The 23,571-nt window shown below is 65.8% G+C and carries 26 protein-coding genes and 1 tRNA gene; 13 read left to right on the top strand and 14 right to left on the bottom strand.

The features are described 5' to 3' along the window. Positions 1-22: 22 nt before the first annotated feature. On the top strand, positions 23-496 hold the full coding sequence (locus tag IFU00_22220; protein ID MBD8544998.1) for a hypothetical protein: 474 nt from the start codon (positions 23-25) through the stop codon (positions 494-496). Positions 497-503: 7 nt separating this feature from the next. Here IFU00_22220 and IFU00_22215 read toward each other — a convergent pair whose 3' ends face one another. Genes IFU00_22215 through IFU00_22205 form a run of 3 tightly spaced genes read right to left on the bottom strand, consistent with a single transcriptional unit; the run spans position 504 to position 2,453 of the window. Continuing rightward, positions 504-1,364, bottom strand: coding sequence for a DUF2236 domain-containing protein (locus IFU00_22215; GenBank protein MBD8544997.1), 861 nt, complete (start codon positions 1,362-1,364; stop codon positions 504-506). 1 nt (position 1,365) lies between these two features. After that, positions 1,366-2,298: a DUF808 domain-containing protein gene (locus IFU00_22210; GenBank protein ID MBD8544996.1), complete on the bottom strand. Its 933-nt coding sequence runs from the start codon at positions 2,296-2,298 to the stop codon at positions 1,366-1,368. Then, positions 2,277-2,453, bottom strand: a complete 177-nt coding sequence (locus IFU00_22205) for a hypothetical protein (protein MBD8544995.1) — start codon at positions 2,451-2,453, stop codon at positions 2,277-2,279. The genes IFU00_22210 and IFU00_22205 overlap by 22 nt, the downstream gene beginning before the upstream one ends. Positions 2,454-2,503: 50 nt before the next feature. Between IFU00_22205 and IFU00_22200 the strand changes: the two genes are divergently transcribed. From IFU00_22200 to IFU00_22155, 10 genes are all read left to right on the top strand, one after another. Next, positions 2,504-2,713: a BrnA antitoxin family protein gene (locus tag IFU00_22200; protein MBD8544994.1), complete on the top strand. Its 210-nt coding sequence runs from the start codon at positions 2,504-2,506 to the stop codon at positions 2,711-2,713. Between the two features lie 89 nt (positions 2,714-2,802). Beyond that, positions 2,803-3,090 carry an HU family DNA-binding protein gene (locus tag IFU00_22195; GenBank protein ID MBD8544993.1) on the top strand — a complete coding sequence of 96 codons (288 nt, stop codon included), beginning with the start codon at positions 2,803-2,805 and terminating at the stop codon, positions 3,088-3,090. Between the two features lie 114 nt (positions 3,091-3,204). Further along, entirely contained in the window at positions 3,205-3,843 is a 639-nt protein-coding gene (locus IFU00_22190; protein MBD8544992.1) for a LysE family transporter, read from the top strand. 114 nt (positions 3,844-3,957) lie between these two features. After that, the gene (locus tag IFU00_22185; protein MBD8544991.1) at positions 3,958-5,907 is read left to right on the top strand and encodes a FecR domain-containing protein; all 1,950 of its coding nucleotides are present in this window, start codon (positions 3,958-3,960) and stop codon (positions 5,905-5,907) included. Between the two features lie 82 nt (positions 5,908-5,989). Continuing rightward, entirely contained in the window at positions 5,990-6,256 is a 267-nt protein-coding gene (locus IFU00_22180; GenBank protein MBD8544990.1) for a DUF493 family protein, read from the top strand. 15 nt (positions 6,257-6,271) lie between these two features. Next, entirely contained in the window at positions 6,272-6,979 is a 708-nt protein-coding gene (lipB, locus tag IFU00_22175) for a lipoyl(octanoyl) transferase LipB (protein MBD8544989.1), read from the top strand. Next, positions 6,976-7,968, top strand: coding sequence for a lipoyl synthase (gene lipA / locus IFU00_22170; protein ID MBD8544988.1), 993 nt, complete (start codon positions 6,976-6,978; stop codon positions 7,966-7,968). The genes lipB and lipA overlap by 4 nt, the downstream gene beginning before the upstream one ends. Positions 7,969-8,419: 451 nt before the next feature. Further along, a complete protein-coding gene (locus IFU00_22165) occupies positions 8,420-9,202 on the top strand; it encodes a sulfite exporter TauE/SafE family protein (protein MBD8544987.1) in 783 nt (260 codons plus the stop codon). Between the two features lie 99 nt (positions 9,203-9,301). After that, on the top strand, positions 9,302-11,311 hold the full coding sequence (locus tag IFU00_22160) for an RNA helicase (GenBank protein MBD8544986.1): 2,010 nt from the start codon (positions 9,302-9,304) through the stop codon (positions 11,309-11,311). Positions 11,312-11,368: 57 nt separating this feature from the next. Then, positions 11,369-11,791 carry a PaaI family thioesterase gene (locus IFU00_22155; protein MBD8544985.1) on the top strand — a complete coding sequence of 141 codons (423 nt, stop codon included), beginning with the start codon at positions 11,369-11,371 and terminating at the stop codon, positions 11,789-11,791. 6 nt (positions 11,792-11,797) lie between these two features. On the opposite strand, the gene IFU00_22150 is transcribed toward IFU00_22155, so the two are convergent. The 5 genes from IFU00_22150 to IFU00_22130 all read right to left on the bottom strand — a co-directional run bounded on the left by IFU00_22150 (position 11,798) and on the right by IFU00_22130 (position 15,366). Next, positions 11,798-12,316, bottom strand: a complete 519-nt coding sequence (locus tag IFU00_22150; GenBank protein ID MBD8544984.1) for a TlpA family protein disulfide reductase — start codon at positions 12,314-12,316, stop codon at positions 11,798-11,800. 79 nt (positions 12,317-12,395) lie between these two features. Next, positions 12,396-13,043: a BON domain-containing protein gene (locus IFU00_22145; protein ID MBD8544983.1), complete on the bottom strand. Its 648-nt coding sequence runs from the start codon at positions 13,041-13,043 to the stop codon at positions 12,396-12,398. Then, positions 13,036-13,632, bottom strand: coding sequence for a phosphoheptose isomerase (locus IFU00_22140; GenBank protein ID MBD8544982.1), 597 nt, complete (start codon positions 13,630-13,632; stop codon positions 13,036-13,038). Before IFU00_22140 ends, IFU00_22145 begins: the two co-directional genes overlap by 8 nt. Before the next feature lie 56 nt (positions 13,633-13,688). Beyond that, positions 13,689-14,048 (bottom strand): YraN family protein, encoded by a 360-nt coding sequence (locus IFU00_22135; GenBank protein ID MBD8544981.1) that lies wholly within the window; start codon positions 14,046-14,048, stop codon positions 13,689-13,691. A gap of 1 nt (position 14,049) precedes the next feature. Next, positions 14,050-15,366, bottom strand: coding sequence for a penicillin-binding protein activator (locus IFU00_22130; protein ID MBD8544980.1), 1,317 nt, complete (start codon positions 15,364-15,366; stop codon positions 14,050-14,052). Positions 15,367-15,377: 11 nt separating this feature from the next. Here IFU00_22130 and rsmI point away from each other — a divergent pair, with 11 nt between their 5' ends. Beyond that, positions 15,378-16,283: a 16S rRNA (cytidine(1402)-2'-O)-methyltransferase gene (gene rsmI, locus IFU00_22125; GenBank protein ID MBD8544979.1), complete on the top strand. Its 906-nt coding sequence runs from the start codon at positions 15,378-15,380 to the stop codon at positions 16,281-16,283. Between the two features lie 58 nt (positions 16,284-16,341). Continuing rightward, positions 16,342-16,418, top strand: a tRNA-Pro gene (locus IFU00_22120). Between the two features lie 94 nt (positions 16,419-16,512). Here the strand turns inward: IFU00_22120 and IFU00_22115 are convergent. From IFU00_22115 to bioF, 6 genes are all read right to left on the bottom strand, one after another. Further along, complete coding sequence (locus tag IFU00_22115) at positions 16,513-17,424, bottom strand: hydroxymethylglutaryl-CoA lyase (protein ID MBD8544978.1); 912 nt, start codon at positions 17,422-17,424, stop codon at positions 16,513-16,515. A gap of 3 nt (positions 17,425-17,427) precedes the next feature. Further along, on the bottom strand, positions 17,428-18,357 hold the full coding sequence (locus tag IFU00_22110; GenBank protein MBD8544977.1) for a glyoxylate/hydroxypyruvate reductase A: 930 nt from the start codon (positions 18,355-18,357) through the stop codon (positions 17,428-17,430). Between the two features lie 41 nt (positions 18,358-18,398). After that, positions 18,399-20,405, bottom strand: coding sequence for an acetyl/propionyl/methylcrotonyl-CoA carboxylase subunit alpha (locus IFU00_22105; protein ID MBD8544976.1), 2,007 nt, complete (start codon positions 20,403-20,405; stop codon positions 18,399-18,401). Positions 20,406-20,505: 100 nt separating this feature from the next. After that, entirely contained in the window at positions 20,506-21,531 is a 1,026-nt protein-coding gene (gene bioB, locus IFU00_22100; GenBank protein MBD8544975.1) for a biotin synthase BioB, read from the bottom strand. Between the two features lie 26 nt (positions 21,532-21,557). Beyond that, positions 21,558-22,385 carry a dethiobiotin synthase gene (gene bioD / locus IFU00_22095; protein MBD8544974.1) on the bottom strand — a complete coding sequence of 276 codons (828 nt, stop codon included), beginning with the start codon at positions 22,383-22,385 and terminating at the stop codon, positions 21,558-21,560. Beyond that, positions 22,382-23,569: an 8-amino-7-oxononanoate synthase gene (gene bioF, locus IFU00_22090; protein ID MBD8544973.1), complete on the bottom strand. Its 1,188-nt coding sequence runs from the start codon at positions 23,567-23,569 to the stop codon at positions 22,382-22,384. The genes bioD and bioF overlap by 4 nt, the downstream gene beginning before the upstream one ends. Positions 23,570-23,571 lie beyond the last annotated feature (2 nt).

The raw sequence follows: 23,571 nt of genomic DNA, 5'->3' as shown, positions 1-23,571 counted from the left end.
ACGCGATCGAAAAGAGGATTGTATGAAATATACGGTAATACAGCGCGCACTCGTCTCCGGTGCGGCCTCGAGTATTGTCTCGACGGTCGCCATGGCGCTGGTCGCAAAGAAAGAAACCGGCAGCCCCTATGCCGCAACCAATGCTGTCAGTCACTATGTACACGGTCGCAAGGCCAGCTTCCGTGACCGCTTCTCGCTGCGCTACACGGTGCCTGGTCTGTTGATTCACCATGCCAGCGCCACGGTCTGGGCACTGGTGTTCGAGCGTGTGATGGGCGGCGTGCTCGATCAGAAGAACCCGTCGGCCGTCCTGGCCTCGGCAGCGGCAACGTCGGCCTTCGCCGCCTTCACCGATCACAAGCTCACGCCACGGCCATTGCAGCCGGGGTACCAGAAACGCCTGTCGAACAAGTCGCTGGGTGTGGTCTACACGTCGATTGCCGTCGGCATGGCCCTGGGCTCGATGTTCCTGCGGCGTAATCAGCCGCCGAAGTGATGGTGTACTAGTGGTGCGGCCTGGCTATCGCCAGCCGCCGGGTGGCCTGCGCCGGTGGCGTGTCGCCCAGTGGCAGCAAGCCGGCGCCGCGCGCCAGGGCCCGCACCAGCGTGGCCTCGCCCAAACGCAGGCCATGGCCGCGAAGTTGCGGCAATGAGCGCACCGGCTCCGGTGTGATCTCGATGGCGGCGCGTACCAGCAAACGCTGGAGCGGCCGCAGGGGCGCCGGCAGGATCGTTGCCTCGCCCATGATCCGAATGAAATCGGCCAGGATGGCCGACCCTTCCAGGCCAGGCGCAGTGCTGGCGAGCGTACCTTCCCACTCGCGCCACGAGCGCGGCGCACCCGTCGCGCCATACAACCGCGCCGCAGGCTGCGCTTCCGCGAACGCCGCATCCTTCTCAAGCGCTGACAGGCGGCGCGCGTAGCGGTGATACGCCTCGGTAAAGCCGAAGGTGGCCGTGGCCTGGACCCAGTCGAGCAGGCGTGGATCGTTCGCGTGGTACGGCACGCCGGCCGGTGTCGTGCCCTGCACGTGGCGGTGGATGCGCACCACGTTTGCGATCAGTTGTTCGGCCGCCGAGCGGGGGCCGTACACCGTCATCATCGCGGCAAAGCCGGTGCGGCGCAGGCGCAGGCCCGGGTCGCGCTGAAAGCTGCTGTGATCCCACACGCCGGTGCGCACCGAGGGTTCGGCCAGTTCGAGCAGCACTGCCGTCACCCCGCCGACGAACAGCGCGACCGGGTTGGCGAACACCTGCCAGGTGATGCCGCCGGCCGGTGCGAGCGCCGGTTCGCCGGCCGGCTGGCTGAAGTCGAACGCCATGCCGGCCGGCGGTTGCATCAATGCCCGCAGCTGCGCCAGCACGTCAGCCTTTCTTGCCCCGCATGCGCTGGATCAGCGTCACCACGGCGACGATGATCGCGCCCACGAGCACGCCAACGAGCGCGTCGATCAGGGTCGGGACCAGGAACGCCAGCACGCCGCCGACCGCCGGTACGTCGGCCACGCTGGCGGCCATGCTTTGCGCGAAGTGGTGCACGGCAGGGATGGCGTGGGCGATGATGCCGCCGCCGACCATGAACATCGCGGCGGTACCGACCACCGACAGCACCTTCATCAGGCGCGGCGCAAACGCCAGCAAGCCCTTGCCCAGGCCGCGCGCGGCGCCGTTCTGGCTCTTGCTCAGGTGCAGACCGGCGTCATCCATCTTGACGATGGCCGCCACCAGGCCGTACACGCCGATCGTCATCAGGATGGCGATCGCCACCAGCACGGCAACCTGCTGGCCGAAGGCGACGCCTACCAGGGTGCCTAGCGAGATCACGATGATCTCGGCCGACAGGATGAAGTCGGTGCGCACGGCACCCTTGATCTTTTCCTTTTCCAGCGCGACCAGATCGACCTCGGTATTGGCCACCGCCGCCACGTGCGCGGCCTTGTGCTGCGCATCTTCCTCAGTGCTGTGCAGGAATTTGTGCGCGAGTTTTTCGGCGCCCTCGAAGCACAGGAACGCACCGCCGATCATCAGCAGCGGCGTGATGAGCCACGGCAGGAACACCGAGATGGCCAGCGCGGCCGGCACCAGGATTGCCTTGTTGACGAACGAGCCTTTGGCCACCGCCCAGACCACGGGCAGTTCGCGATCGGCGCGCACACCCGTGACCTGCTGCGCATTGAGCGCCAGGTCGTCGCCCAGGACGCCGGCGGTTTTTTTTGCGGCGACCTTGCTCATCACGGCAACGTCGTCGAGGACGGCGGCGATATCGTCCAGTAAGGTCAGTAAACTTGCTCCAGCCATGGGTCGTGCTCCTTCAAAATTAAGTTGCAATGATAGTAACCGAGGCGCCGTAAAGTACCTACACGGTTCAGCGCCGCTTTTTGCGTTTCAACCCCGCCAATCTGCATCTCGTCGCTTTTGCCGCGCGTGCCGGGTGCGTTGTACGTATCGTCCATGCTGAAGGTTGCGGTGCTGCAGCCTCGTCCCCCATCACGAAGGAGATCCCATGAACACCGATTCGATCCAGGCCGCCGCTCCCGTTCGCCGTGTCCGTCCTCCCAAGCGCAAGACCCGCATCACCATCTATCTCGACGACGAAGTACTCAACGAATTTCGCACCCTGTCCGAGCGTTGCGGCACCGGATACCAGACCCTGATCAACGCCGCGCTGCGTAACCGTTTGAACGGCCCGATCGGCGAAACCGGCGTCGCATAAGGCTTCCTTTCAGATTTCCCTCCTGGCGCGGCATTGCACTTGGCAATATTTATGCTAATCTTCCCGCTCTTTTAACCCCGGAGGGATTTATGAAAAAAGGCGAACTGATCGCAGAATTCGCGAAGCGTACCGAGATGTCCGGTGCTGCCGCTGGCGTGGCCGTGAACACGATCATCGAGATCATCACCGAGCGCCTCAAAAAAGGCGACACGGTCGGCATCACCGGCTTTGGCACCTTCTCGGTGACGAAGCGCGCTGCACGCAAGGGCCGCAATCCTGCCACCGGCGAAGTGATCAAGATCGCGGCGTCGAAGAGCCCGCGTTTCTCGGCTGGCGCGACCCTGAAAGCATCGGTCAACCCGACCAAAAAGAAGTAAGCACCATTCCACGGCCTTGTGCCGCGGCCCCTGTGCGGGTCGCGCGCGCGAGGCTGATGCAGTAACATCCCGTCGTCCACCCTCCCCGCTGTTCCCCATTTTCTACCTGCCACCATGAGCTTCGCCACCTGGATCGCCTTCGTCATCGCCGGTTCCCTGATCGCCATTTCGCCCGGTTCCGGCGCGGTGCTGTCGATGTCGCACGGCCTGGCCTATGGCCTCAAGAAAGCCAGCGCCACGGTACTGGGCCTGCAACTCGGCCTGATACTGGTGTTGATCATCGCCGGTGCCGGTGTCGGCTCGCTGCTGCTGGCGTCCTCGGTCGCCTTCACGATCGTCAAGGTGGTCGGCGCGCTGTACCTGATCTACCTGGGCGTGAGCCAGTGGCGCGCCGCGCCTGCGCCCGGCCCCGCCGCATCGACCGTCGGCCTGGAAGCACACCCGCCGTTCGGCCGCCGCGTGCTGACGGGCTTCCTGACCAACACCACCAACCCGAAGGGCATCATCTTCATGGTCGCGGTGCTGCCGCAGTTCATCTCGAAAGACGCCCCGCTGCTCACGCAACTGGCGATCCTGGGCGTGACGATGGTCGTCATCGATTCGGTCGTCATGCATTGCTACGCGGCGCTGGCCGCCTCGATGCAGCGCTACATGCGCGATCCGCGCCACATGAAACTGCAGAACCGCGTGTTCGGTGCGGTGCTGGTGGTGATCGGCTCGATGCTGTTTTTCGTCAAGCGCCAGCCGGGCTGACGCGCCGGTCTGCCGGCAGATGCAACTGTTTGTAAGCCGCGTTGCCCCGTCAGCGGGCGCGCGTTGTAATGCGTTTGTACCCTTCCGTCTGCGTTCCCCCTCCGGAGCACCACCATGACCCATCGTTTCGCCCCGACCGCCGCATTGCTCGTACTGGCGGCGTTTTCCACGTCTGTACCGGCGCAAACGGTACTGCAGACCGACGCGCTCGAACAGGGCCAGGTGCTGGACGACACGCAACTGGCCGAGGCTCCGGGCCGGGCCGGGCGCATCTCGCTGGTCCAGGGCAAGGTCGACATCGGTGGCGACGTCGGCGCCGAATCGTCCCCGGCGCAACTGAACTGGCCGATCACGTCGCGCAACCTGATCTCCACCGCGCCCGGCGCGCGCACCGAGCTGCGGATCGGCTCCACCGCCATCCGGCTCGACAGCGACAGCTCGCTCGAGGTCACGGAACTGGACGATGACAGCCTGCGCCTGCGCCTGCATTACGGCAGCGTCAGCGTGCGCGTGATGAACGTCGACGTCGTGCCCGAATTCGAACTGCGCACGGCGCAGGCCACCGTGCGCCTGACGCAGCCGGGACGCCTGCGCGTGGACGCCGAGCGTGAACGCGATACGAGCCTGGTCAGTGTGCTCGATGGCGAAGCACAGGTCGACGGCGCCGGCGCCAGCCTGACCGTGCGTGGCGGGCGCGCGGCCCAGGTGCGCGATGAGGATGTGCGCACGCTGCAGGCGCAGCGCGACAACTTCGACGACTGGTCGCTCACGCGCGACCAGGCCCTCGTGGCAGCGCAATCCTCGCGCCATATCGGCACGGAGATGACCGGCTACGAAGAACTCGACCGCTACGGCAGCTGGAGCACGAGTTCGGACTACGGCAGCCTGTGGACCCCGCAGGTGGCCGCCGACTGGACGCCCTACCGCGACGGCAGCTGGACCTTCATCGCCCCGTGGGGCTGGACCTGGGTCGACAATGCGCCGTGGGGTTACGCGCCCTTCCACTACGGGCGCTGGGTGCAGGTGCGCAATCGCTGGGCCTGGGCGCCGGGCCGTCTCGAGCGGCGCCCCGTGTGGTCGCCGGCGCTGGTCGGCTGGGTCGGCGGCAGCAACTGGAATGTGGGCTTCCAGTCGCACAACCTGGCGGCGCATGGCTGGTATCCACTCAGCCCGTATGACCGCTACGTGCCGGGCTATCGCCTGTCGAGCGAGCGCCTGCGCCGCCTGAACGACTGGCGCCACGCCACCCGCCGCGAGCAACAGCAGCCAGGTCGCTACAATGGCCTGACCGTCGTGCCGCGCGAGCAGTTCGGCGGGCGCGGTCCGGTGATCGTCCCGCGCGCGCCGCGCCCGAATCGTCCGGAGCAGCTGGCGCCGGGCACGCCGGGCAGCGCGCCGCCGCCGCCACTGGTGGCGCGCGCCGGCTGGAACCGCGACCGGCGCGACCTGCTCGAGCGTGCAAATGTCGGGCAGACCGGCGTCGGGCGTACCGCCATCGAGCGCCCAGGCCTCGAGCGCCCAGCCCTCGAGCGCATGCAGTTCGAGCAGCAGGCGCGCGAACGCGGTGAGCAGGAACGGCTCACGCGCGAACGCAATAACGGCGAGCGACTGGCGCGCGAGCGCATGGAGGGGCAAGAGCGGGCGCTGCGTGAGCAGGGCGAGCGCGAACGCATGGGCCGTGAATTCGAGAACCGCAACCAGATGGACCGCATGCGCTTCCAGGTCGAGCGCAACGACCGTGAGCGATTAGGGCGCGAGCGCATGCGCGAGCAGGCCGAACGTATTCAGCGGCAGCCGGTCATGTCGACCAGCGCGCCGGCGTTTGCGCGGCCGGAGCCACGACCAGACCCGCGGCCGGAATCGCGTCCCGAACCTCGCCCACAGCCGCGTCCCGAGCCTGCTCCGATGCTGAACGCACCGCAGCGGCCCGCCGCGCCGCCGCAGATGGTGGCCCCGCCGGCGCCGCGTCCGCAGCCGTCGGCGCCCGCCTTTACCCCGGCGCAGCGCAATAACGACCAGCGCGCCAACACCGATGCGCGCGGCGTGTCGCGCGTGGAGCGCTGACTGAAACCGGCGGTTTTCAGCCCACCCTCAGGGCGAAACCGCCGGTATTGGCTACAATGCGCTTTTGCACAGGATTACAGCCATGGACCCCAAAGATTCCCTCATCGAATACCCGAGCGACTTCCCGATCAAGGTGATGGGCGCGAGCCACATCGACTTCGCCCCGACCATCGTGGCGCTGGTGACCCAGCTCGATCCCACCTTCGACGAGAGCAAGCTGGAAACCCGGCCATCAACCAAGGGCAACTACACGGGCCTGACCGTGACCATCCGCGCCACCAGCCGCGAAATGCTCGACGAGGTGTACCGCACGCTGTCGACGCATCCGATGGTCAAGATGGTCCTGTAACGGCGTTTGCCCCAGATGTCAGCGACCTCCACCCTGATTCGTGACCTCGGCCAGGCCGATTACGAGCCCACCTTCGCCGCGATGCGCGCCTTCACCGATGCGCGCACGCCCGAATCGCGCGACGAGCTGTGGATCGTCGAGCATCCGCCCGTGTTTACGCTGGGCCTGGGCGCCGACCGCGAACACGTGCTGGCCCCGCACGACATCCCGGTCATCCAGACCGACCGTGGCGGCGAAGTGACCTTCCATGGCCCGGGCCAGGTCGTGATCTATCTGTTAATGGACCTGCGCCGCAACAAGCCGGGCGGCAAGCTGTACGCGCGCCAGTTTGTGGAAAAAATCGAACAGGCGGTGATCGATGTGTTAGGGGCGTATAATCTTGGCGGTGAGCGCGTTGCCGGTGCACCCGGCATCTATATCGCAGACGGTCCGCGCAAAGGCGCCAAGATCGCTGCGCTGGGCCTGAAAGTACGCGGCAATGGTTGCACCTACCATGGCGTATCGCTGAACGTGGCGATGGACCTGGCCCCGTTCACCTGGATCAATCCGTGCGGTTACTCCGGACTGGTCACAGTCGATATGCGCACGATGGGCGTCGAGGCGCCGCTGCACGATGTACAGCGGGCGCTGGCCCAGGCCCTGGTCGATCAGCTGGCACCCGAGGGCGTCCAGCCAGACCCGAACAAATCAACTGACAGCCCCGCGAGGGCAACGAGCCTATGACTTCCGAAATCGATACCGGCGTCGCCGCCGCAGCCGCCTACAACGCCAGCGAAAAGCAAAAAGGCGCCAGCAAGACCTCGCGCATCCCGATCAAGATCGTGCCGATCGCCGAGATGGAACGCCTGAAAAAGCCCGACTGGATCCGCGTCAAGGCGGCCACCGCCTCGTCGCGCTTCTACGAAATCAAGGACATCCTGCGCGCCAACAACCTGGTGACCGTGTGCGAAGAAGCGAGCTGCCCGAACATCGGCGAATGCTTCGGCAAGGGCACCGCGACGTTCATGATCATGGGCGACAAGTGCACCCGCCGCTGCCCGTTCTGCGACGTCGGCCACGGTCGTCCTGACCCGCTCGACATCAACGAGCCGGCCAACCTGGCCAAGACCATCGCTGCGCTGCGCCTGTCGTACGTCGTGATCACGTCGGTCGACCGCGACGACCTGCGTGACGGCGGCGCCGGCCACTTTGTCGAGTGCATCCAGAAAACGCGCGCCTCGAGCCCGGGCACCAAGATCGAAGTGCTGGTGCCCGACTTCCGCGGCCGCCTCGAGAAAGCACTGAACATCTTCGCCGACGGCCTGCCCGACGTGATGAACCACAACCTGGAAACCGTGCCGCGCCTGTACAAGGAAGCCCGTCCGGGCGCCGACTACACGCACTCGCTGGTGCTGCTGCGCGACTTCAAGAAGATGTACCCGAGCGCGGTCACCAAGTCGGGCATCATGGTCGGCCTGGGCGAGACCGATGAAGAAATCCTGCAGGTGATGCAGGACATGCGCGATCACGACATCGACATGCTCACGATCGGCCAGTACCTGGCGCCGACCAATTCGCACCTGCCGGTGCGCCGCTACGTGCACCCGGATGTCTTCAAGATGTTCGAAGAAAAAGCCTACGAGATGGGCTTCGTGCACGCAGCGGTCGGTGCGATGGTGCGTTCGTCGTATCACGCCGACCAGCAGGCGCACAACGCGGGCGTGGCGGCGTAAGCTGCCCCAAACTGCCTTCAGCCGGCCATCACGTGCCGGCGAAGGCAGGTCGCACCGTCTCATACACCGCCGCAGCAATGTCGGCGGAACCCCTCCCTTGACCCCGCAGCCGTCGTGCTCCCTGCGCGACGATCCTCTGTGCCGGGTCGTATGTCCCCGTTCCTTCCTTCGCTCTCGTTATCAAAGACCGCCGTTGCAGCACGGGTGCGGCATTCGACTCTGGACGCTTGATTCTTGCTGAATATAATCTCTCATAATATTAAATAATGCTCGAAGCATGTAATTTATATATTTGGCTGATATGCGGAGGAAATGGAATAACGTTCGTCGCGATGCTAATATAGTCTGGCTTCAGCAGTCTGATTATATTGAATAAAGTTCAAATTGGCGGCACGCTTTAACGCGTGCGTTCATGCAGACGCATTCCCGTTCGTTCAAATGAAAAGTGCCCATGTTATTCAATCTGATCGCAGCGGGCGTTGCCGCAGGTTTTATGGCAGGGATATTCGGCATTGGCGGTGGCGCGATTGTTATTCCAGTGCTGATGTATCTGTATCAAAGTGGCGGCATGGAGAATAACGAGGCAATTCGCCTCGCATTCGGTACTTCACTCGCCACCATGGCATTCACCGGCATGGCGTCATTTCTGAGTCACTGTGAACGTGGCAATGTCGATTTTGTCTGGCTGAAGAAACTGTTCATTCCGGCAGGCCTGGGGGCGACGGCAGGCGCCCTGGTGGCAACGCGCATACCGGGCGTCTGGCTTGCGCTTGGCCTGGCGCTGATGCTGGCCTATTTCGGGTTCAAGTTGCTGATCCAGCGCGAGCATGACGGGATGGTGTCGGTGGCCTTCGTGCGCTTCCGGGTGGCCGCTGGCGTAGTGTCAGGCGTGGCGTATTCGTTGGCGGGAATGGGGGGCGCTTCGGTCATCACGTTCTTCCTGACCCACGTCGGATTACCGATTCGCCGTGCGATCGGCACCGCCACCGGCGTCATCCTGCCCATCTCGCTGGGCGCGATGATCGGCTTCGGCGTGACTGCCGGCGCACCGCACGACTGGCGCTGGGGCTATATCGACCTGCATGCGCTGCTGGTGATGAGCGTGTGTGCGGTGGTGGCGTCCAGGTTCGGCGTGTGGGCGGCGGCGGCACTGCCGACATTGGTGCTGCGCCGGGGATTCGGGTTGTTCATGATGGGCCTGGCTGGCAAAACCATCTACACGGCGGTGCTGTAACGCGACGGCGGCTGGTAGCGCGACAGGAAATTGGCCAGTGGCCGTGCGTGATTCGCATCCGCGATATAGTAGCGGCAACCGATTTTTGCGCAGCCAGCCATGAGCATTCTCCCGAACGACACCCCCGCCGATATTCCCGAAGACGACGCCGCGCTCGAGCGCACACTTGACCTGGCCGCGCGCGGCATCGAACTGGTCAAACTGGAAGGCCGCGTGTTTCTGCGCTTCTCGGGCGTGGTGCGCTACGAAGGCTTGCACGTGCCGTACCGCCTGGTGCCGTCGCGCGGCGTGCTGGCCAAGCCGAGCAAGTGGCGCAAGCTGGACGCGGCCGGGCGGCGCGCGCTGATCGAAGAGCGCACCGGTGACGCCGATCTCGCGCGCCTGCATCAGGACGCCGAGGAATTCGTGCGCGACCTGGCGGGCGACGCTGACGATGCCGGCTACGACCCGATGCTGTTTCTCGATGTGCTGGATGAGCTGCAAACGTCCGAGCCGGCCGAGTACGTGTTCCAGCGGATTTCGCAGCGCCTGACCCACGCGATCGAGCGCGACGCCGAAGAGCGCCACGCGGCGCGCACCAAGGAAAGCATCAACCTGGCCGAGTACCCGCGCTCGTTCGACGTCGCCAGCCGCATGGGCCGCAAGTTCATCGCGCTCTTGGGCCCCACCAACTCGGGCAAGACGCACCGCGCGATGGAAGCGCTGGCCAAGGCGCCGAGCGGCGTGTACCTCGCGCCGCTGCGCCTGCTGGCCCTGGAAAACTACGAGCGCCTGCAGGCTGCGCGCCCGCACGGTGAAGCGATCAAGGTCAGCCTGATCACGGGTGAAGAACGGCGCCTGGTCGAGGGCGCGACGCACGTCGCCAGCACCGTCGAAATGCTCGACTCGAAAACGCCGATCGATGTGGCCGTGATCGACGAGATCCAGATGCTGGCCGACCGCGACCGCGGCGCCGCCTGGACTGCTGCCGTGTGCGGCGCGCCGGCGTCGGTCGTGTACCTGGTCGGCGCGCCGGAAGCGCGGCGCGCGATCGAGGCGCTGGCCGAGCGGCTCGATGTGCCGCTCGAAGTGCATGTGCTCAAGCGGATGGGGCCTCTGGAGATGGAACCGATGGCGGTGCGCAAGCTGTCGAACCTGCGCCGCGGCGACGCCGTGATCGCGTTCTCGCGCCGCGAGGTGCTCAAGTGGCGCGACATGATCACCGACAAGGGGCTGTCGGTGGCCACCGTCTACGGCAACCTGTCGCCCGAGGTGCGCCGCGCGCAGGCCGAGCGCTTCCGCGACGGCCAGGCCGATATCGTGGTTGGTACCGATGCACTGGCGATGGGGCTGAACATGCCGATTGCGCGCATCGTGATGACGACCACGGTCAAGTACAACGGCGTGGAAGAAGAAGAAATCTCCGCTGCGCTGGCCAAGCAGATCGCGGGCCGGGCAGGGCGCTACGGCGTGCACGACGAAGGCTTCGTCGTCGGCTACGACGACGAGACGCACCAGGTCATGCGCTCGCTGATGAAAGAAAAAATTCCGGCCGTGGCGACCAGCGGTTTCGCCGTGGCGCCGTCGCTCGAGCAGCTGCACCGCATTTCGTCGGTGACGGGCGAGACCTCGCTGGTCAAGCTGCTCAAGCGGTTTGTCCACAATATCGACGTGCCGGACGGCTTCTTCTACCCGCGCATCACCGAAGACCAGAACGAGCGCGCCGAGTGGCTCGACACGCTGCCGCTGTCGGTGGCCGAGAAGTTCATGCTCTCCCTGGTGCCGATCTCGAGCCGCGTGCCGGCGCTGCAGAAGGCGTGGGAGCACTGGTGCTTGTCGCTGGCCAAGAAGATCGTCGTCAAGCTGCATGGGCACAGCAATCCGCAGCAGCTGTTCTACATGAACCTGCAAGAGGTCGAGGACCAGTGCCGCGTGTATTCGGCCTACGCGTGGCTGGGGTACCGGGCGCCCGAGTACTTCCCGAGCATCTCGCTGGCGCAGGAGCTGGCGCGCGAAGCGTCCGAGCGCGTCGATGCGCTGCTGCAGCAGCAGAACGCGGCGGCCCGGCAGCGGCACGGTGGAAAGAGTGGCGGCAAGGGTGGCAAGCACCATGAGGGCCGGCGCCGCTGACGCCAAGCATGGTCTCGGTGTACGATGCCGCTTTCATAAAAACACCGAGACAACCCCATGAGCATCCCGCATACCACCGACGCCTTCAACACCTTCGGCGCAACGTACCTGCCCGGCCACCTGGGCATCCAGATTACGGAGGTCAGCCCTGGCAAGCTGGCCGCCGAGATGCCGGTCGCGCCGCACCTGCTGGCGCCGAACGGCTACCTGCACGCCGGCAGCGTGGTCACGCTGGCCGATACCTGCGCCGGCTATGGCTGCATCAGCAATCTGCCGGAAGGCGCGCAGAACTTCACGACGATCGAATTGAAATCGAACCACCTGGGCACCGCGCGCGAAGGTACCATCGCCTGCGTCGCCACCGCCGTGCACCTGGGCCGCACGACGCAGATCTGGGACGCCACCGTCACGGACAAGGCCAGCGGCAAGACCATCGCGCTGTTTCGCTGCACGCAGATGATCCTGTATCCGAAAGCATAACCAGGATCAGCCGGCCAGCTCTTTCTCGATCAGCTTGTGCACCGCGCCGAAGTCAGGCGTGCCGACATAGGTCTTGATGATGCGGCCCTGCTTGTCGATCAGGAAGGTAGTGGGCGTGAGCGTGACGTCGCCGAACTGGCGCGCAATGTCGCCCGCCGAATCAAGCGCCACGGTAAATGGCAGCTTGCGCTGCTCGGCGAAGTTCAGCACGTAGTCGGGCCGGTCGTACTGCATCGCGACGGCGACGAATTCCAGGCCTTGGGCCTTGTACTTGTTGTAGGTCGCGACCATCTCGGGCATCTCCTTGACGCAGGTGACGCACGAGGTGGCCCAGAAGTTGACCATCACGACTTTGCCGCGCAGCGACTGCGTCGACACCTTGTCGCCGGCGATGCTGATGAACGTGACGTCCGGGGCCGGCGTGCTGCTGGCCAGCGACGCGTAGCCGATACCGGCCAGCGCCAGCACGACGGCGCCGATGGCGGCAGGCTTGATCCAGGAGCGGGAAGGTGTGGATGCGGTCATGGTCGGCGATCGAATAAAAAAAGCGGCAGGGCCATTATAGCCCTGCCGCTTTTTTGCATGGTGCGGATGCACCCGGGGTTCAGGAACCCTGCGGTGCGTTCTGTGCGTTGGTCTGCTTGGCGCGTGCGTCTTCTTCGCTGATGTATTCGAAGATCTTCACCACGCTCGTCACGCCCGAGACGCCCTTGGCGACATCGGCAGCGATATTGCCTTCGCGCGGGGTCACAAGACCCATCAGGTAGACCACGCCGCGTTCGGTCGTGACCTTGAACGAGATCGCCGACACGGTCTTCATGTCGACCAGGCTGGCCTTGACCTTGGTGGTGATGAGCGCATCGTTCGAGCGCGACGTGTAGCTCGACGAACCCGAAATCTTCAGCTCGTTGATGACCGACACGACGTTCTCGATCTTGCGCACTTCGCGCTCGGCCGCGGCCTTCATGGCCTCGTCGCGCACTTCGCCGGTAAGCAGCACCTTGCGGTTGAAGCTCGTGACGTTGATGTTGCCGTTGCCATTCGTGACTTCGCGCATCTTGATCTCGGCCTTGACCGTGACCGACTTGTCTTCGGTCTGGGCGCCCAGCGTGCGGCGGTCGACCGCCGAGACGGCGCTGCCGATCCCGGCGCCGACGATCAGGCCAAAGCAGCCCGACAGCGATGCCAAAAGGGCCGAGCCCAGAACGACTTTCGTCAACAGCACGGCCATGGGCCGGCGGGTATTACGCATTCTCGTCTCCTCCGAACAGCGCGACGTCGATACCGTCGCAGATGCAGTGAATGGCGCACAGGTGAACTTCCTGGATCCGCGCGGTGCGCGAATGCGGGACGTTGACGTGGACGTCGGCGTCGGTCAGCAGCTTGGCCAACTGGCCGCCGTCCTTGCCTGTAAACGCCACGATGCGCATTTCGCGCTCGAGCGCCGCTTCGACCGCAGCGAGCACATTGCCCGAGTTGCCCGAAGTGGAAATGGCCAGCAGGATGTCGCCGGCCTGACCGAAGGCCTGCACCTGCTTGGAATAGATTTCGCGGAAGCTGTAGTCGTTGCCAACGGCGGTCAGGATCGACGTATCGGTGGTCAGCGCGATGGCCGGAAGCGGGAAGCGCTCGCGTTCGAAGCGCCCGACCAGCTCGGCGGCAAAGTGCTGGCAGTCGGCGGCCGAACCGCCGTTACCGCAGGCCAGGATCTTGTTGCCATTGGACAGGGCGCCGAACATGAGTTCGACCGCCTGCGAAATGTGGGGAGCCAGGGTTGCAGCCGACCTCATCTTCAGGTCAGCGCTCTCCTGGAAGTGAGCGAGGATGCGTTGTGTATTCATAGCCGAGGATTATAGTGTAGTAGCAAGGGGCACTGGGCAAGGTCGGTAAAAATTGCTTACACTTCAATCACGTTCTGCAGCCACTCGATGTGTTCGCCGTCGATGGCGATGACGTCGAAGCGGCAGGGCGGGGTGACGGGAAAGCGCAGCAGGTACACCTGGGCCGCGCAGACCAGGCGCCGGATCTTGGCCGGCGTGATGCTGGCTGCGGCGCCGCCCTGTCTGCTGCTGGCGCGCTGGCGCACTTCGACGAACACGAGGGTGGCGCCGTCGCGCATGATCAGGTCGATTTCGCCGCCCTTGCAGCGAAAGTTTTCTTCCACCGGCGCCAGCCTGTGGCGGCGCAGGTAGGCGCTGGCGGCAAGTTCATACTGGTGGCCCTGGGCCTGCCGTTGAGACAGGCGCCCGGGCCACATATTACTGGCCGGTGGAGACCGCTTCGAAGACGCGGCCGGTCACGGCGGCGCCATCGGCGCCAGGCATCGCATCCCGCACGACGACGCCGGTTTCGACGCGGCGGAACGCGCGTGCGCCTTGCCCCATGTCGATCGACAGGCGGCCCGTGGCGCCGTCGAGCTCGAATGCGCCGGACGGGCGCAGCGACAGTTCGCGCGCGATGCGGTAGGCGTCGATGCCCAGCGCGTACAGGCGTTGCAGGTCGAGGCCCTGGCCGCCGCTGCTCCAGCTCGGGTAGCTTGCCACGGCCGGGTGATCGGCCTGGACGGTCCATGGCAGGTCGAGGATGCGCACGCCGACCAGCTCAGGCGGGATGCTGGCCGGGTCGCGACCCGGGTTGACCGAGGCCGTGCCATACGTAGGCATCGAGGTGCCGAGCGCGCTGCGGACCTGGCGCAGGCTGTTGGCGTCGAGCGCCGCGTAGACCAGTTGCGGCGGCTGCGATTGCAGGCGCGCGCGCAGGTCGGCCAGCGCATTGCCGTCGACATAGCCGCCCGCATTGGGCAGCTCGACCGTGGTCTGGGTGCGGCCCAGCTCGGACCAGCGCGCGCTGAAGGCGCCCGACAGGCGTTGCTGCCAGGTAGCGCGGCCGGTCAGCACCAGTGCCTGGCCGGACGGTTGCTCACCGGCAGCCCAGTCGGCTACCTGGCGCGCTTCCTCTTCGAGCGACAAGCCGATGACGAGCATCTTGGACGGCAGCGCGGACGCCACCTGCGGGTGGTTCAGCGCGATGGTCGGCTTGGTGACGGCGCCGCTCGTGGCCAGGGCCGCCACGGCAGGACGCGCGAGCGGGCCTACCACGATGTCGTTCTCGGCGGCCGCCATGCGGTAGGCGTCAAGTGCGGCTTGCGACGAGTCGCCGGTGGGCACGAGGTTGACGGTAACGCCGCCGCGTTGCTGGTCGTACGCGGCCATGAAGCCGGCGCGTACTGCTTCGGCCGGCTGGGCCAGCGCCTGCGATTCAAGGGGCAGGAGCAGCGCGACACGGACCGTGGGGCCGCTTGGCGCGACCGCCGCACTTGGCGTGCTGCCGTCGGCGCTCGGTGGCAATTCGACCGGACTGGTCTGGACACCGCTATCGGAACGCGGCGCAGGTGGTGTATAAGCAGATTCGGCAGGTGCGACAGGCGCACCACTTGTCACTGACGCGCCTGGGCCGCACAATCCGCCTGGCATGCCACAACCGGTATCGGGTGGCAGGGGCGTACTGCCGCACGCGGCCAGCAGTGTCGTAAGAGAAGCGGCAATCAAGCCCGTGAGATTTTTTTTCTTCAGCATCGGAACCCTATATGACAGAACAGCAGACCATCGACATCGCCCGACTTCCCGTCATGGGCGAGGCGGCCCAGCAGTCCTATCCTACCGCAACGCTGTATGTCGTGGCTACTCCGATTGGCAACGTCACCGACATCACCCTGCGTGCTTTACACCTGCTGGCCCTGGCCGACGTCGTCGCCTGTGAAGACACGCGCAAGACTGGCGCGTTATTGCAACGCTTTGGTCTCTCCAAGAGCACGATCGCCGCGCATCAGCACAACGAGCGCGAGGTGGCCGACAAGATTGTCGAGCGCCTGCGCGCCGGCCAGCGGGTGGCGCTGGTGTCCGACGCCGGCACGCCGGGCGTGTCCGATCCGGGCGCGCGCATCGTCGACGCCGTCCGCGCCGCCGGCCTGAACGTCGTGCCGCTGCCGGGCCCGTCGGCGGCGATCACGGCGCTGTCGGCCAGCGGCCTGGTCAATGATCGCTTCCACTTTGTCGGCTTTCTGCCAGCCAAGGCCAAGGGGCGCGAAACGGCGCTGGCGCCCCTGACGCGCGAAACGTCGACGCTCGTGTTCTACGAAGCGCCGCACCGGATCGTCGATTGCGTCGAAGCCCTGGTGGCCGCGTTCGAGCCGACCCGCCAGGTCGTGTTTGCCCGCGAACTGAGCAAGATGTTCGAGGAAATCCACCGCTGCACGCTGGGCGAGGCGCTGGCCTGGGTCAAGGCCGACGCGCACCGCGAGAAGGGCGAATTTGTCGTGCTGGTCGAGGGGGCAGTGGAAGCGAGCGACGCCGAAGACATCGAGGCCGAGCGCGTGCTGCAGATCCTGCTGACCGAATGCAGCGTCAAGCAGGCAGCCAATCTGGCGGCGCAGATCACGGGGCGCAAGAAGAATGCCTTGTATGAGCGGGCGCTGCAGATCCGGGGCGAGTAAGGATTTTGGCATGAAATCCTTGACCAAGTGACGGCAAGCCGGTATTATCTTGCTTCTTCGGAGTGTAGCGCAGCCCGGTAGCGCACCTGGTTTGGGACCAGGGGGTCCAAGGTTCGAATCCTTGTACTCCGACCAGCATTAAGAGAAAAGCCGACAACGTGAGTTGTCGGCTTTTTTCGTTGTGCGGCCTGTTTATGGCAAAAGCCCCGGCATCGCCGGGGCCTGCGCGTTACCCGGCCCGTTTGGCCGCCAGCGCGTTGCCGGCGCGGCTGATGCTCTTGCGGCCCAGCTGTGCCGAGATGAACAAACCGGCATCGACCACCTGGTCGAGATCCACGCCCGTTTCAATGCCCAACCCCTGCATCAGATACAGCACGTCCTCGGTTGCCACATTGCCGGTTGCGCCTTTGGCATACGGGCAGCCGCCCAGGCCCGCCACTGACGAGTGGAAAATCGCCACGCCCACTTCCAGCGCCGCGTAGATGTTCGCCAGCGCCTGACCATACGTGTCGTGGAAGTGGCCAGCGAGCTGGCCCATCGGGAATTCTTGCGCTGCGCGCAGCATCACGGCCTGCGTCTGGCGCGCGGTTGCCACGCCGATCGTGTCGGCGATATCGATCTCGTCACAGCCCAGGTCACGCATGCGCGCCACTACGTCGCCCACGGCATCGAGCGACACGGCGCCCTGGTACGGGCAGCCGAATGCCGTGCTGATCGAGCCGCGCAGGCGCAGGCCGTGTTCCTTGGCCGCGCGCGCGACCGGCTCGAAGCGCGCGATCGACTCGGCAATCGAACAGTTGATGTTCTTTTGCGAGAACGCCTCGGACGCTGCGCCGAACACCACGACCTCGTCGGCCTTGCCGGCCAGCGCGGCCTCGAAGCCCTGCATGTTCGGCACCAGCGCCGAATAGATCGTGCCGGGCCGGCGTTCGATGCGGGCCAGCACTTCGGCGGAGGTTGCCATCTGCGGCACCCACTTGGGGGAGACAAATGCGGCCGCCTCGACATTGACGAACCCGGCGCGCGCCAGGCGCTCGACCAGTTCGATTTTCACGTCAGCGCCGAGCGCTTCTTTTTCGTTCTGCAGGCCGTCGCGGGGGCCGACTTCGACAATCTTGACCTTCGTTGGCAGGGGTGTCATTTCTTAATATCCACGTTGGCGGTCGACGAGGTCGTCGACCGGTTGGCCGCGTTCCAGGGCGTCGATCTTGTCGACGATCTGGCGCACGGCGTCCTGGCGCATGGTGAGCGCCGAAATATGCGGAGTGAGGGCAATGCGCGGCTCGTTCCAGAACGGGTGCTGGGCCGGCAGCGGCTCGTGGCGGAACACGTCGAGCGTGGCGCCGGCAATGTGCCCGGAACGGATCAGCGTCATCAGGTCGGGCTCGGCCAGGATCGCGCCGCGCGAGACGTTGATCAGGTACGCGCCAGGCGCCAGCTTGCCCAGGTTGTGGCGGTCGAGCAGGTTGGCGGTGTCCGGCGTCAGCGGCAGCAGGCAGACCAGCACGCGCGTGCCGTGCAAGAAGTCGCCGAATTGCGCCATGCCGGCATAGGTTGGCACGCCCGGGATGTCTTTCGGGCTGCGGCTCCAGCCGCGCACGGGAAAGCCGAAATGGCGCATCGCCTCGACCACCGGCATGCCCAGCCGGCCCAGGCCCATGACGCCGATCGTGAACGATTCTTTCGGATGCTGGGGCAGGGGATTCCAGGCGCCGTGCCTGGCCTGCTGTTCATATTCGTCGAAGCGGCGGAAGTAGCGCAGCACTGCATGCGCCACATACTCGGCCATCTGCACGCCCATGCCGGCGTCGCCCAGGCGCACCAGCGGCACGTCGGGCAAGGCATCGCCAAACTTGAGCAGCGCGTCGACGCCGGCGCCCATCAGGAAGATCGCCTTGACGCTCCCCAACTGGGCCAGCAGGGCCGGCGCCGGATTCCACAGCACCGCGTAATCGCAGTGCGCCAGTTGCTCGCCTTCTTTCCAGATGACGGTCTGGGCGCCTGGCAGCACGCTGGCAAACGCGTGTTCCCAAGGCTCGCTGACGCCATCGCCCCGGTACAGGACAATCCGCATGTCTCCCCCTCATCGTGTAGGGTGGTTTTTATGGGTGTTGCTTACGCCGCCTTGAAGGCCAGCAGCGGTGCGCCGTCGGCAACCTGGTCGCCGACCTCGTACAGCACATCCTCGACCACGCCATCACCCGGCGCGGCAATGGTGTGTTCCATCTTCATCGCTTCCATGATGACGAGCGGTTCGCCCTTCACCACCGTGGCGCCGGCCTGGACGAGCACTGCAACCACCTTGCCCGGCATCGGCGCCGTCAGGCGGCCACCGAGCGTTTCGACTTCGCCGGCGTGGGCCATCGGATCATTGTACGTCAGCGTGAAATGCTGACCGCCGGTAAATACGTGGAACACATCGCCGTCGCGGCGCACGACACCCTGGACGGCCGTCTCGCCGAGGCGCAGCGCCAGTTCGTCGCCAGTGTGACCGACACGCTCCACGCGCTGCGCCTGGCCATCGAGGTCGATTTCGAGCCCGTCGCGGCGGTAGGTCAGGCCAACGCGGTAGGCGCCAAATTCGTCGGACCACGACAGCACGCGGCGGTAGTCGCCGTTCATGCGCCAGCCGCTGGCCTGGCTCCATGGATCGGCGTCGTTGGCCGCGTTGGCGGCGCCCTCGCGCAGCGCGAACACGGCCAGCGCCAGTGCGCCCAGTGGCGCCGGCGCGGCTGGCGGGAACAGCGTCGCGCCATGGCGCTCGATCAGGCCCGTGTCCAGGTCGGCCGTGGCAAACGCCTCGCCCTCGACCAGGCGTTTCAGGAACGCGATATTGGTGGCCAGCCCGACGATGCGGAACTCGCTCAGCGCTTGCGACATGCGCGCCAGCGCCTGGGTGCGGTCCGCGCCCCAGACGATCAGCTTGGCGATCATCGGATCGTAGAACGGCGAAATCGCATCGCCTTCGCGCACGCCGGAATCGACACGCACGGCGGCCGGATTGGCGCCGTCGCTGCCCAGCTCGAACGCGACCGCACGCGGCACGTCCATATGGCGCAAGGTGCCGATCGACGGCAGGAAACCCTTCTCGGGATTTTCGGCATACACGCGCGCTTCGATCGCGTGGCCGTGGATGCCCAGTTCATGCTGCTGTTTCGGCAGCGCTTCGCCAAAGGCGACCCGCAATTGCCATTCGACCAGGTCGGTCCCGGTGATCATTTCGGTCACCGGATGCTCGACCTGCAGGCGCGTGTTCATCTCCATGAAGTAGAACGAGCCGTCCTGGTTGGCAATGAATTCGACGGTGCCGGCGCCGACATAGCCGACGGCGCGCGCAGCGTTCACGGCGGCTTCACCCATCGCGGCGCGGCGCTCCGGCGGCATGCCGGGGGCGGGCGCTTCTTCCAGCACCTTCTGGTGCCGGCGCTGCACCGAGCAATCGCGCTCGTGCAGGTAGACGCAGTTGCCCAGGCTGTCGGCAAACACCTGGATCTCGATGTGGCGCGGGCGGATCAGGTACTTCTCGACCAGCACCTTGTCGTCGCCGAAACTGGAAATCGCTTCGCGCTTGCACGAGGCCAGCGCGCCTTCGAAATCTTCGGAACGCTCGACCACGCGCATGCCCTTGCCACCGCCGCCGGCACTGGCCTTGAGCAGCACCGGGTAGCCGATGCGGTCGGCCTGCTCACGCAGGAAGGCGGGATCCTGCGCGTCGCCGTGGTAGCCCGGCACGAGCGGCACATTGGCGCTTTCCATCAGCTGCTTGGCGGCCGACTTCGAACCCATCGCGCGCATCGATGCCGCGGGTGGGCCGACGAACACGAGGCCGGCGGCGTGCACGGCCTCGGCAAACTCCGCGTTTTCGGACAGGAAGCCGTAGCCGGGGTGGATCGCCTGCGCGCCGGTGGCCTTGGCGACCTCGATGATTTTCTGGCCGCGCAGATAACTGTCGCGCGCGGCGGCGGGGCCGATCAGGATGGCCTCATCGCAGACCGCGACGTGCTTGGCGCCGGCGTCGGCTTCGGAATACACGGCCACGGTGCGAATACCCATGCGGCGCGCGGTGGCGGCCACACGGCAGGCGATCTCGCCACGATTGGCGATGAGGAGTTTGGTGAACATGCGCGTTATCTTTCGCTTATGGTTGTTCGGGTGGTGCTTGCGCGGCCGTGTCTCCCCGGCCGCGCGGATACTGCGCTTAGTACTGCACTTGCTACGACCTTTAGCAGCTGCAGGCTTCCTTCGGCGCCGAGTCCAGCGTCGCGGCGCGGGTTTTCAGACCCAGTTTTTCCAGCAGCACGCGGTCGTCATCGGCCTCGGGATTTTCCGTAGTCAGCAGCTTGTCGCCGTAGAAGATCGAGTTGGCGCCGGCCATGAAGCACATCGCCTGCACGGCTTCGCCCATTTCGCGGCGGCCCGCCGACAGGCGCACGCGCGCTTGTGGCATCGTGATGCGCGCCACTGCAATGGTGCGCACGAATTCGATCGGGTCGAGCTTGTCCATGCCGTGCAGCGGCGTGCCCGCCACCTGCACCAGGTGGTTGACCGGCACCGATTCCGGATACGGGTTCAGGTTCGCCAGCTGCGCGATCAGGCCGGCGCGCTGTTCGCGCGTCTCGCCCATGCCGACGATGCCGCCGCAGCAGACCTTCAGGCCTGCTTCGCGCACGCGGCCCAGCGTGTCCAGGCGGTCCTGGTATTCGCGGGTTGAAATGACGTTGTTGTAGAAGTCCGGCGCCGTGTCGATATTGTGGTTGTAGTAGTCCAGGCCAGCGCGCTTGAGCTGTTCGGCCTGGCCGGCTTCGAGCATGCCCAGCGTGGCGCAGGTTTCCATGCCCAGTGCTTTCACTTCACGCACCATCGTTTCGACTTTGTCCATGTCGCGCTCTTTCGGGCTGCGCCAGGCCGCGCCCATGCAGAAGCGCGTCGCGCCGCTGGCCTTGGCCGCGCGCGCCGCGTCGAGCACCGTGTCGATGTCGAGCAGCTTCTTGGCTTCCACGCCCGTGTCGTAGCGCGCCGCCTGTGGGCAGTAGCCGCAGTCTTCTTCGCAGCCGCCGGTCTTGATCGACAGCAGCGTCGCCAGTTCGACGTCGCCATCCGGGAAGTTCAGGCGGTGCGCGGTCGACGCGCGGTGCATCAGTTCGGTGAACGGCAGGTCGAACAGCGCGAGCACGTCGGCCAGCGGCCAGGTTGCATTCTCGGGCGGCTTGATGGCTGCCGTTGGGCGGTGCAGGGCGACAGTGTTCATATTGGTCATTTCGGTTCCTTCAAAAACTAGACCCGCGTGGACGGCCAGCCTGGCAGTCCGGCGAGGTCGATAAATTCGGCTGCCGCAGCAGCCGTCGGTTCGTTCAGGCGCGGCACGTGCCCCAGCAGTGGCGCCGGGATACGCTGGGTCAGCGCCGCGATGTTCTCTTGCGCAAAGCGCATGTCCGTGTCGACCGTGTTGGCGACCCAGCCGGCCAGCACCAGGCCGCGCGCCACGATCGCTTCGACCGTCAGCAGCGCATGGCTGATGCAGCCCAGGCGCATGCCGACGACGAGGATCACGGGCAGGTTCAGTTGTGCGGCCAGGTCGGCGCTGTCGAAGTCGTCGTTGAAGGGCACGCGAAAGCCCCCCACGCCTTCGACCACGACCGCGTCGGACGCGGCCTGGACCTCGGCAAAGGCGGCCAGGATTGGCACCAGCTCGATCGTGACGCCCTCAAGGGCGGCGGCGATGTGGGGCGCGGCCGGTTCGCGCAGCAGGTAGGGCGTGGTCAGCGACGCTGGCAGGTGCACGTTGCCGGCCGCGATCAGCTGGTCGGCGTCGTCGTTGTGCAGCACGCCATCCTTCTCTTCAGCGCCGGCCGCGACCGGCTTCATGCCGCAGGCGCGCTGGCCTGTGGCCACCAGTTTGTGCAGGATCGCAGCCGAGATCAGCGTCTTGCCGATCTCGGTATCGGTGCCGGTGACAAAGCACGCAAAGCGCATTGGCAGGTCGTCGGCGCGCAGTTCGAGTTCGGGTTCCAGCACGGGTTCATCGAACTCGGTCAGGTCGACCTCGGGGTCCAGCGCGGGTTGCGCGATGACCGGTGCATCGGTGTCATTCAGATTGTTCATGGTGCGGCCTTTTCCAGTTCGTTGAGCGCCTGCGCCAGCCGCGCCACGTCATCCGTGGCATGGGCGGCGGACAAGGTCACGCGCAGACGCGCGGTACCGGGCGCCACGGTCGGTGGGCGGATCGCCGGCACCCACAAGCCCTGGTCATGCAGGCGGCTGGCGGCGTGCAGCGCAGCGTCGTTGCTGCCGATGATGACGGGCTGGATCGGGGTGGTCGACGCCGCCAGTTCCCAGCGTTCCAGACGCAGTGCACCGCGCAGTTGCTCGACCAGTCGTGCCAGGTGCGTACGTCGTTCTGCGCCTTCGTCACCGCCCATGATAGCAAGGCTGGCGAGCAAGGCGTGTGCAAGCGCCGGCGGGCAGGCCGTCGTGTAGATATACGGGCGCGCGCGCTGGATAAGCAATTCGATCACGCTGGCATGCGCGGCGACGAACGCGCCGCCGACGCCGGCGGCCTTGCCCAGCGTGCCCATGTAGATCAGGTTGCTCGAGCGCAGGCTGAAATGCTCCAGTGCGCCGCGCCCGTTCTGGCCCAGCACGCCGAAGCCGTGGGCATCGTCGACCACCAGCCAGGCGCCGTGGCGCTCGCACGCGGCCAGCAGTGCCGGCAGCGGCGCCAGGTCGCCATCCATGCTGAACACGCTGTCGGTGACGACGATCTTCGTGCTGGCGCTGCTGGCTGCCAGGAGTTGTGTCAGCGTTTCGACGTCGCCATGCGGATAGACCGTGACGCCCGCTTTCGCAAGCCGGGCGCCGTCGATCAGCGAGGCGTGGTTCAGCGCCTCGGAAAAGATCATCGCATCGGCATCTAGACCCAAAGCGCTGAGGATCGCGAGGTTGGCCATGTAGCCGGTGCACAGCGTCAGCGCGCGCGCCTGCTCGAGGTGCGGCGCCATCCACTCGGCCAAACGCTCCTCGAGAAGATGGTGTGCGCGGCTGTGGCCCGACACCAGGTGCGAGGCGCCGCTGCCGGCGCCATACAGCTGCGCGCCTTCGCGCAGCGCTTCGATGACTTGTGGATGCGCGGCCAGGCCCAGGTAATCGTTGCTGCAAAAAGCCAGCAGGTCACGGCCGTCGACCAGCTGGCGCGGCGCGCAGGCGCCATCGGTGATGCGGCGGCGGCGCGTCAGGCTGCGCGCGGCCAGCGTGTCCAGCTGGCGGTCGATGGTGGCGATGAGATCCATCA

Origin of the sequence: Oxalobacteraceae sp. CFBP 8761 (assembly GCA_014841595.1) — a bacterium.
Lineage (GTDB): Bacteria > Pseudomonadota > Gammaproteobacteria > Burkholderiales > Burkholderiaceae_D > Telluria.
The sequence above is the reverse complement of the archived record's forward strand: the minus strand, read 5'-3'. Positions and strand labels throughout refer to the sequence as shown.

Coding starts and splice junctions, on each gene's coding strand:
- bioF (MBD8544973.1), bottom strand. CDS start 23,569: ATGGATCTCATCGCCACCATCGACCGCCAGCTGGACACGCTGGCCGCG.
- IFU00_22195 (MBD8544993.1), top strand. CDS start 2,803: ATGAAAAAAGGCGAACTGATCGCAGAATTCGCGAAGCGTACCGAGATG.
- IFU00_22210 (MBD8544996.1), bottom strand. CDS start 2,298: ATGGCTGGAGCAAGTTTACTGACCTTACTGGACGATATCGCCGCCGTC.
- IFU00_22180 (MBD8544990.1), top strand. CDS start 5,990: ATGGACCCCAAAGATTCCCTCATCGAATACCCGAGCGACTTCCCGATC.
- lipA (MBD8544988.1), top strand. CDS start 6,976: ATGACTTCCGAAATCGATACCGGCGTCGCCGCCGCAGCCGCCTACAAC.
- lipB (MBD8544989.1), top strand. CDS start 6,272: ATGTCAGCGACCTCCACCCTGATTCGTGACCTCGGCCAGGCCGATTAC.
- IFU00_22130 (MBD8544980.1), bottom strand. CDS start 15,366: ATGCTGAAGAAAAAAAATCTCACGGGCTTGATTGCCGCTTCTCTTACG.
- IFU00_22165 (MBD8544987.1), top strand. CDS start 8,420: ATGTTATTCAATCTGATCGCAGCGGGCGTTGCCGCAGGTTTTATGGCA.
- IFU00_22115 (MBD8544978.1), bottom strand. CDS start 17,424: ATGACACCCCTGCCAACGAAGGTCAAGATTGTCGAAGTCGGCCCCCGC.
- IFU00_22160 (MBD8544986.1), top strand. CDS start 9,302: ATGAGCATTCTCCCGAACGACACCCCCGCCGATATTCCCGAAGACGAC.
- IFU00_22145 (MBD8544983.1), bottom strand. CDS start 13,043: ATGCGTAATACCCGCCGGCCCATGGCCGTGCTGTTGACGAAAGTCGTT.
- IFU00_22110 (MBD8544977.1), bottom strand. CDS start 18,357: ATGCGGATTGTCCTGTACCGGGGCGATGGCGTCAGCGAGCCTTGGGAA.
- IFU00_22150 (MBD8544984.1), bottom strand. CDS start 12,316: ATGACCGCATCCACACCTTCCCGCTCCTGGATCAAGCCTGCCGCCATC.
- IFU00_22190 (MBD8544992.1), top strand. CDS start 3,205: ATGAGCTTCGCCACCTGGATCGCCTTCGTCATCGCCGGTTCCCTGATC.
- IFU00_22185 (MBD8544991.1), top strand. CDS start 3,958: ATGACCCATCGTTTCGCCCCGACCGCCGCATTGCTCGTACTGGCGGCG.
- IFU00_22205 (MBD8544995.1), bottom strand. CDS start 2,453: ATGGACGATACGTACAACGCACCCGGCACGCGCGGCAAAAGCGACGAG.
- IFU00_22200 (MBD8544994.1), top strand. CDS start 2,504: ATGAACACCGATTCGATCCAGGCCGCCGCTCCCGTTCGCCGTGTCCGT.
- IFU00_22220 (MBD8544998.1), top strand. CDS start 23: ATGAAATATACGGTAATACAGCGCGCACTCGTCTCCGGTGCGGCCTCG.
- IFU00_22155 (MBD8544985.1), top strand. CDS start 11,369: ATGAGCATCCCGCATACCACCGACGCCTTCAACACCTTCGGCGCAACG.
- IFU00_22140 (MBD8544982.1), bottom strand. CDS start 13,632: ATGAATACACAACGCATCCTCGCTCACTTCCAGGAGAGCGCTGACCTG.
- IFU00_22135 (MBD8544981.1), bottom strand. CDS start 14,048: ATGTGGCCCGGGCGCCTGTCTCAACGGCAGGCCCAGGGCCACCAGTAT.
- IFU00_22105 (MBD8544976.1), bottom strand. CDS start 20,405: ATGTTCACCAAACTCCTCATCGCCAATCGTGGCGAGATCGCCTGCCGT.
- bioB (MBD8544975.1), bottom strand. CDS start 21,531: ATGAACACTGTCGCCCTGCACCGCCCAACGGCAGCCATCAAGCCGCCC.
- bioD (MBD8544974.1), bottom strand. CDS start 22,385: ATGAACAATCTGAATGACACCGATGCACCGGTCATCGCGCAACCCGCG.
- rsmI (MBD8544979.1), top strand. CDS start 15,378: ATGACAGAACAGCAGACCATCGACATCGCCCGACTTCCCGTCATGGGC.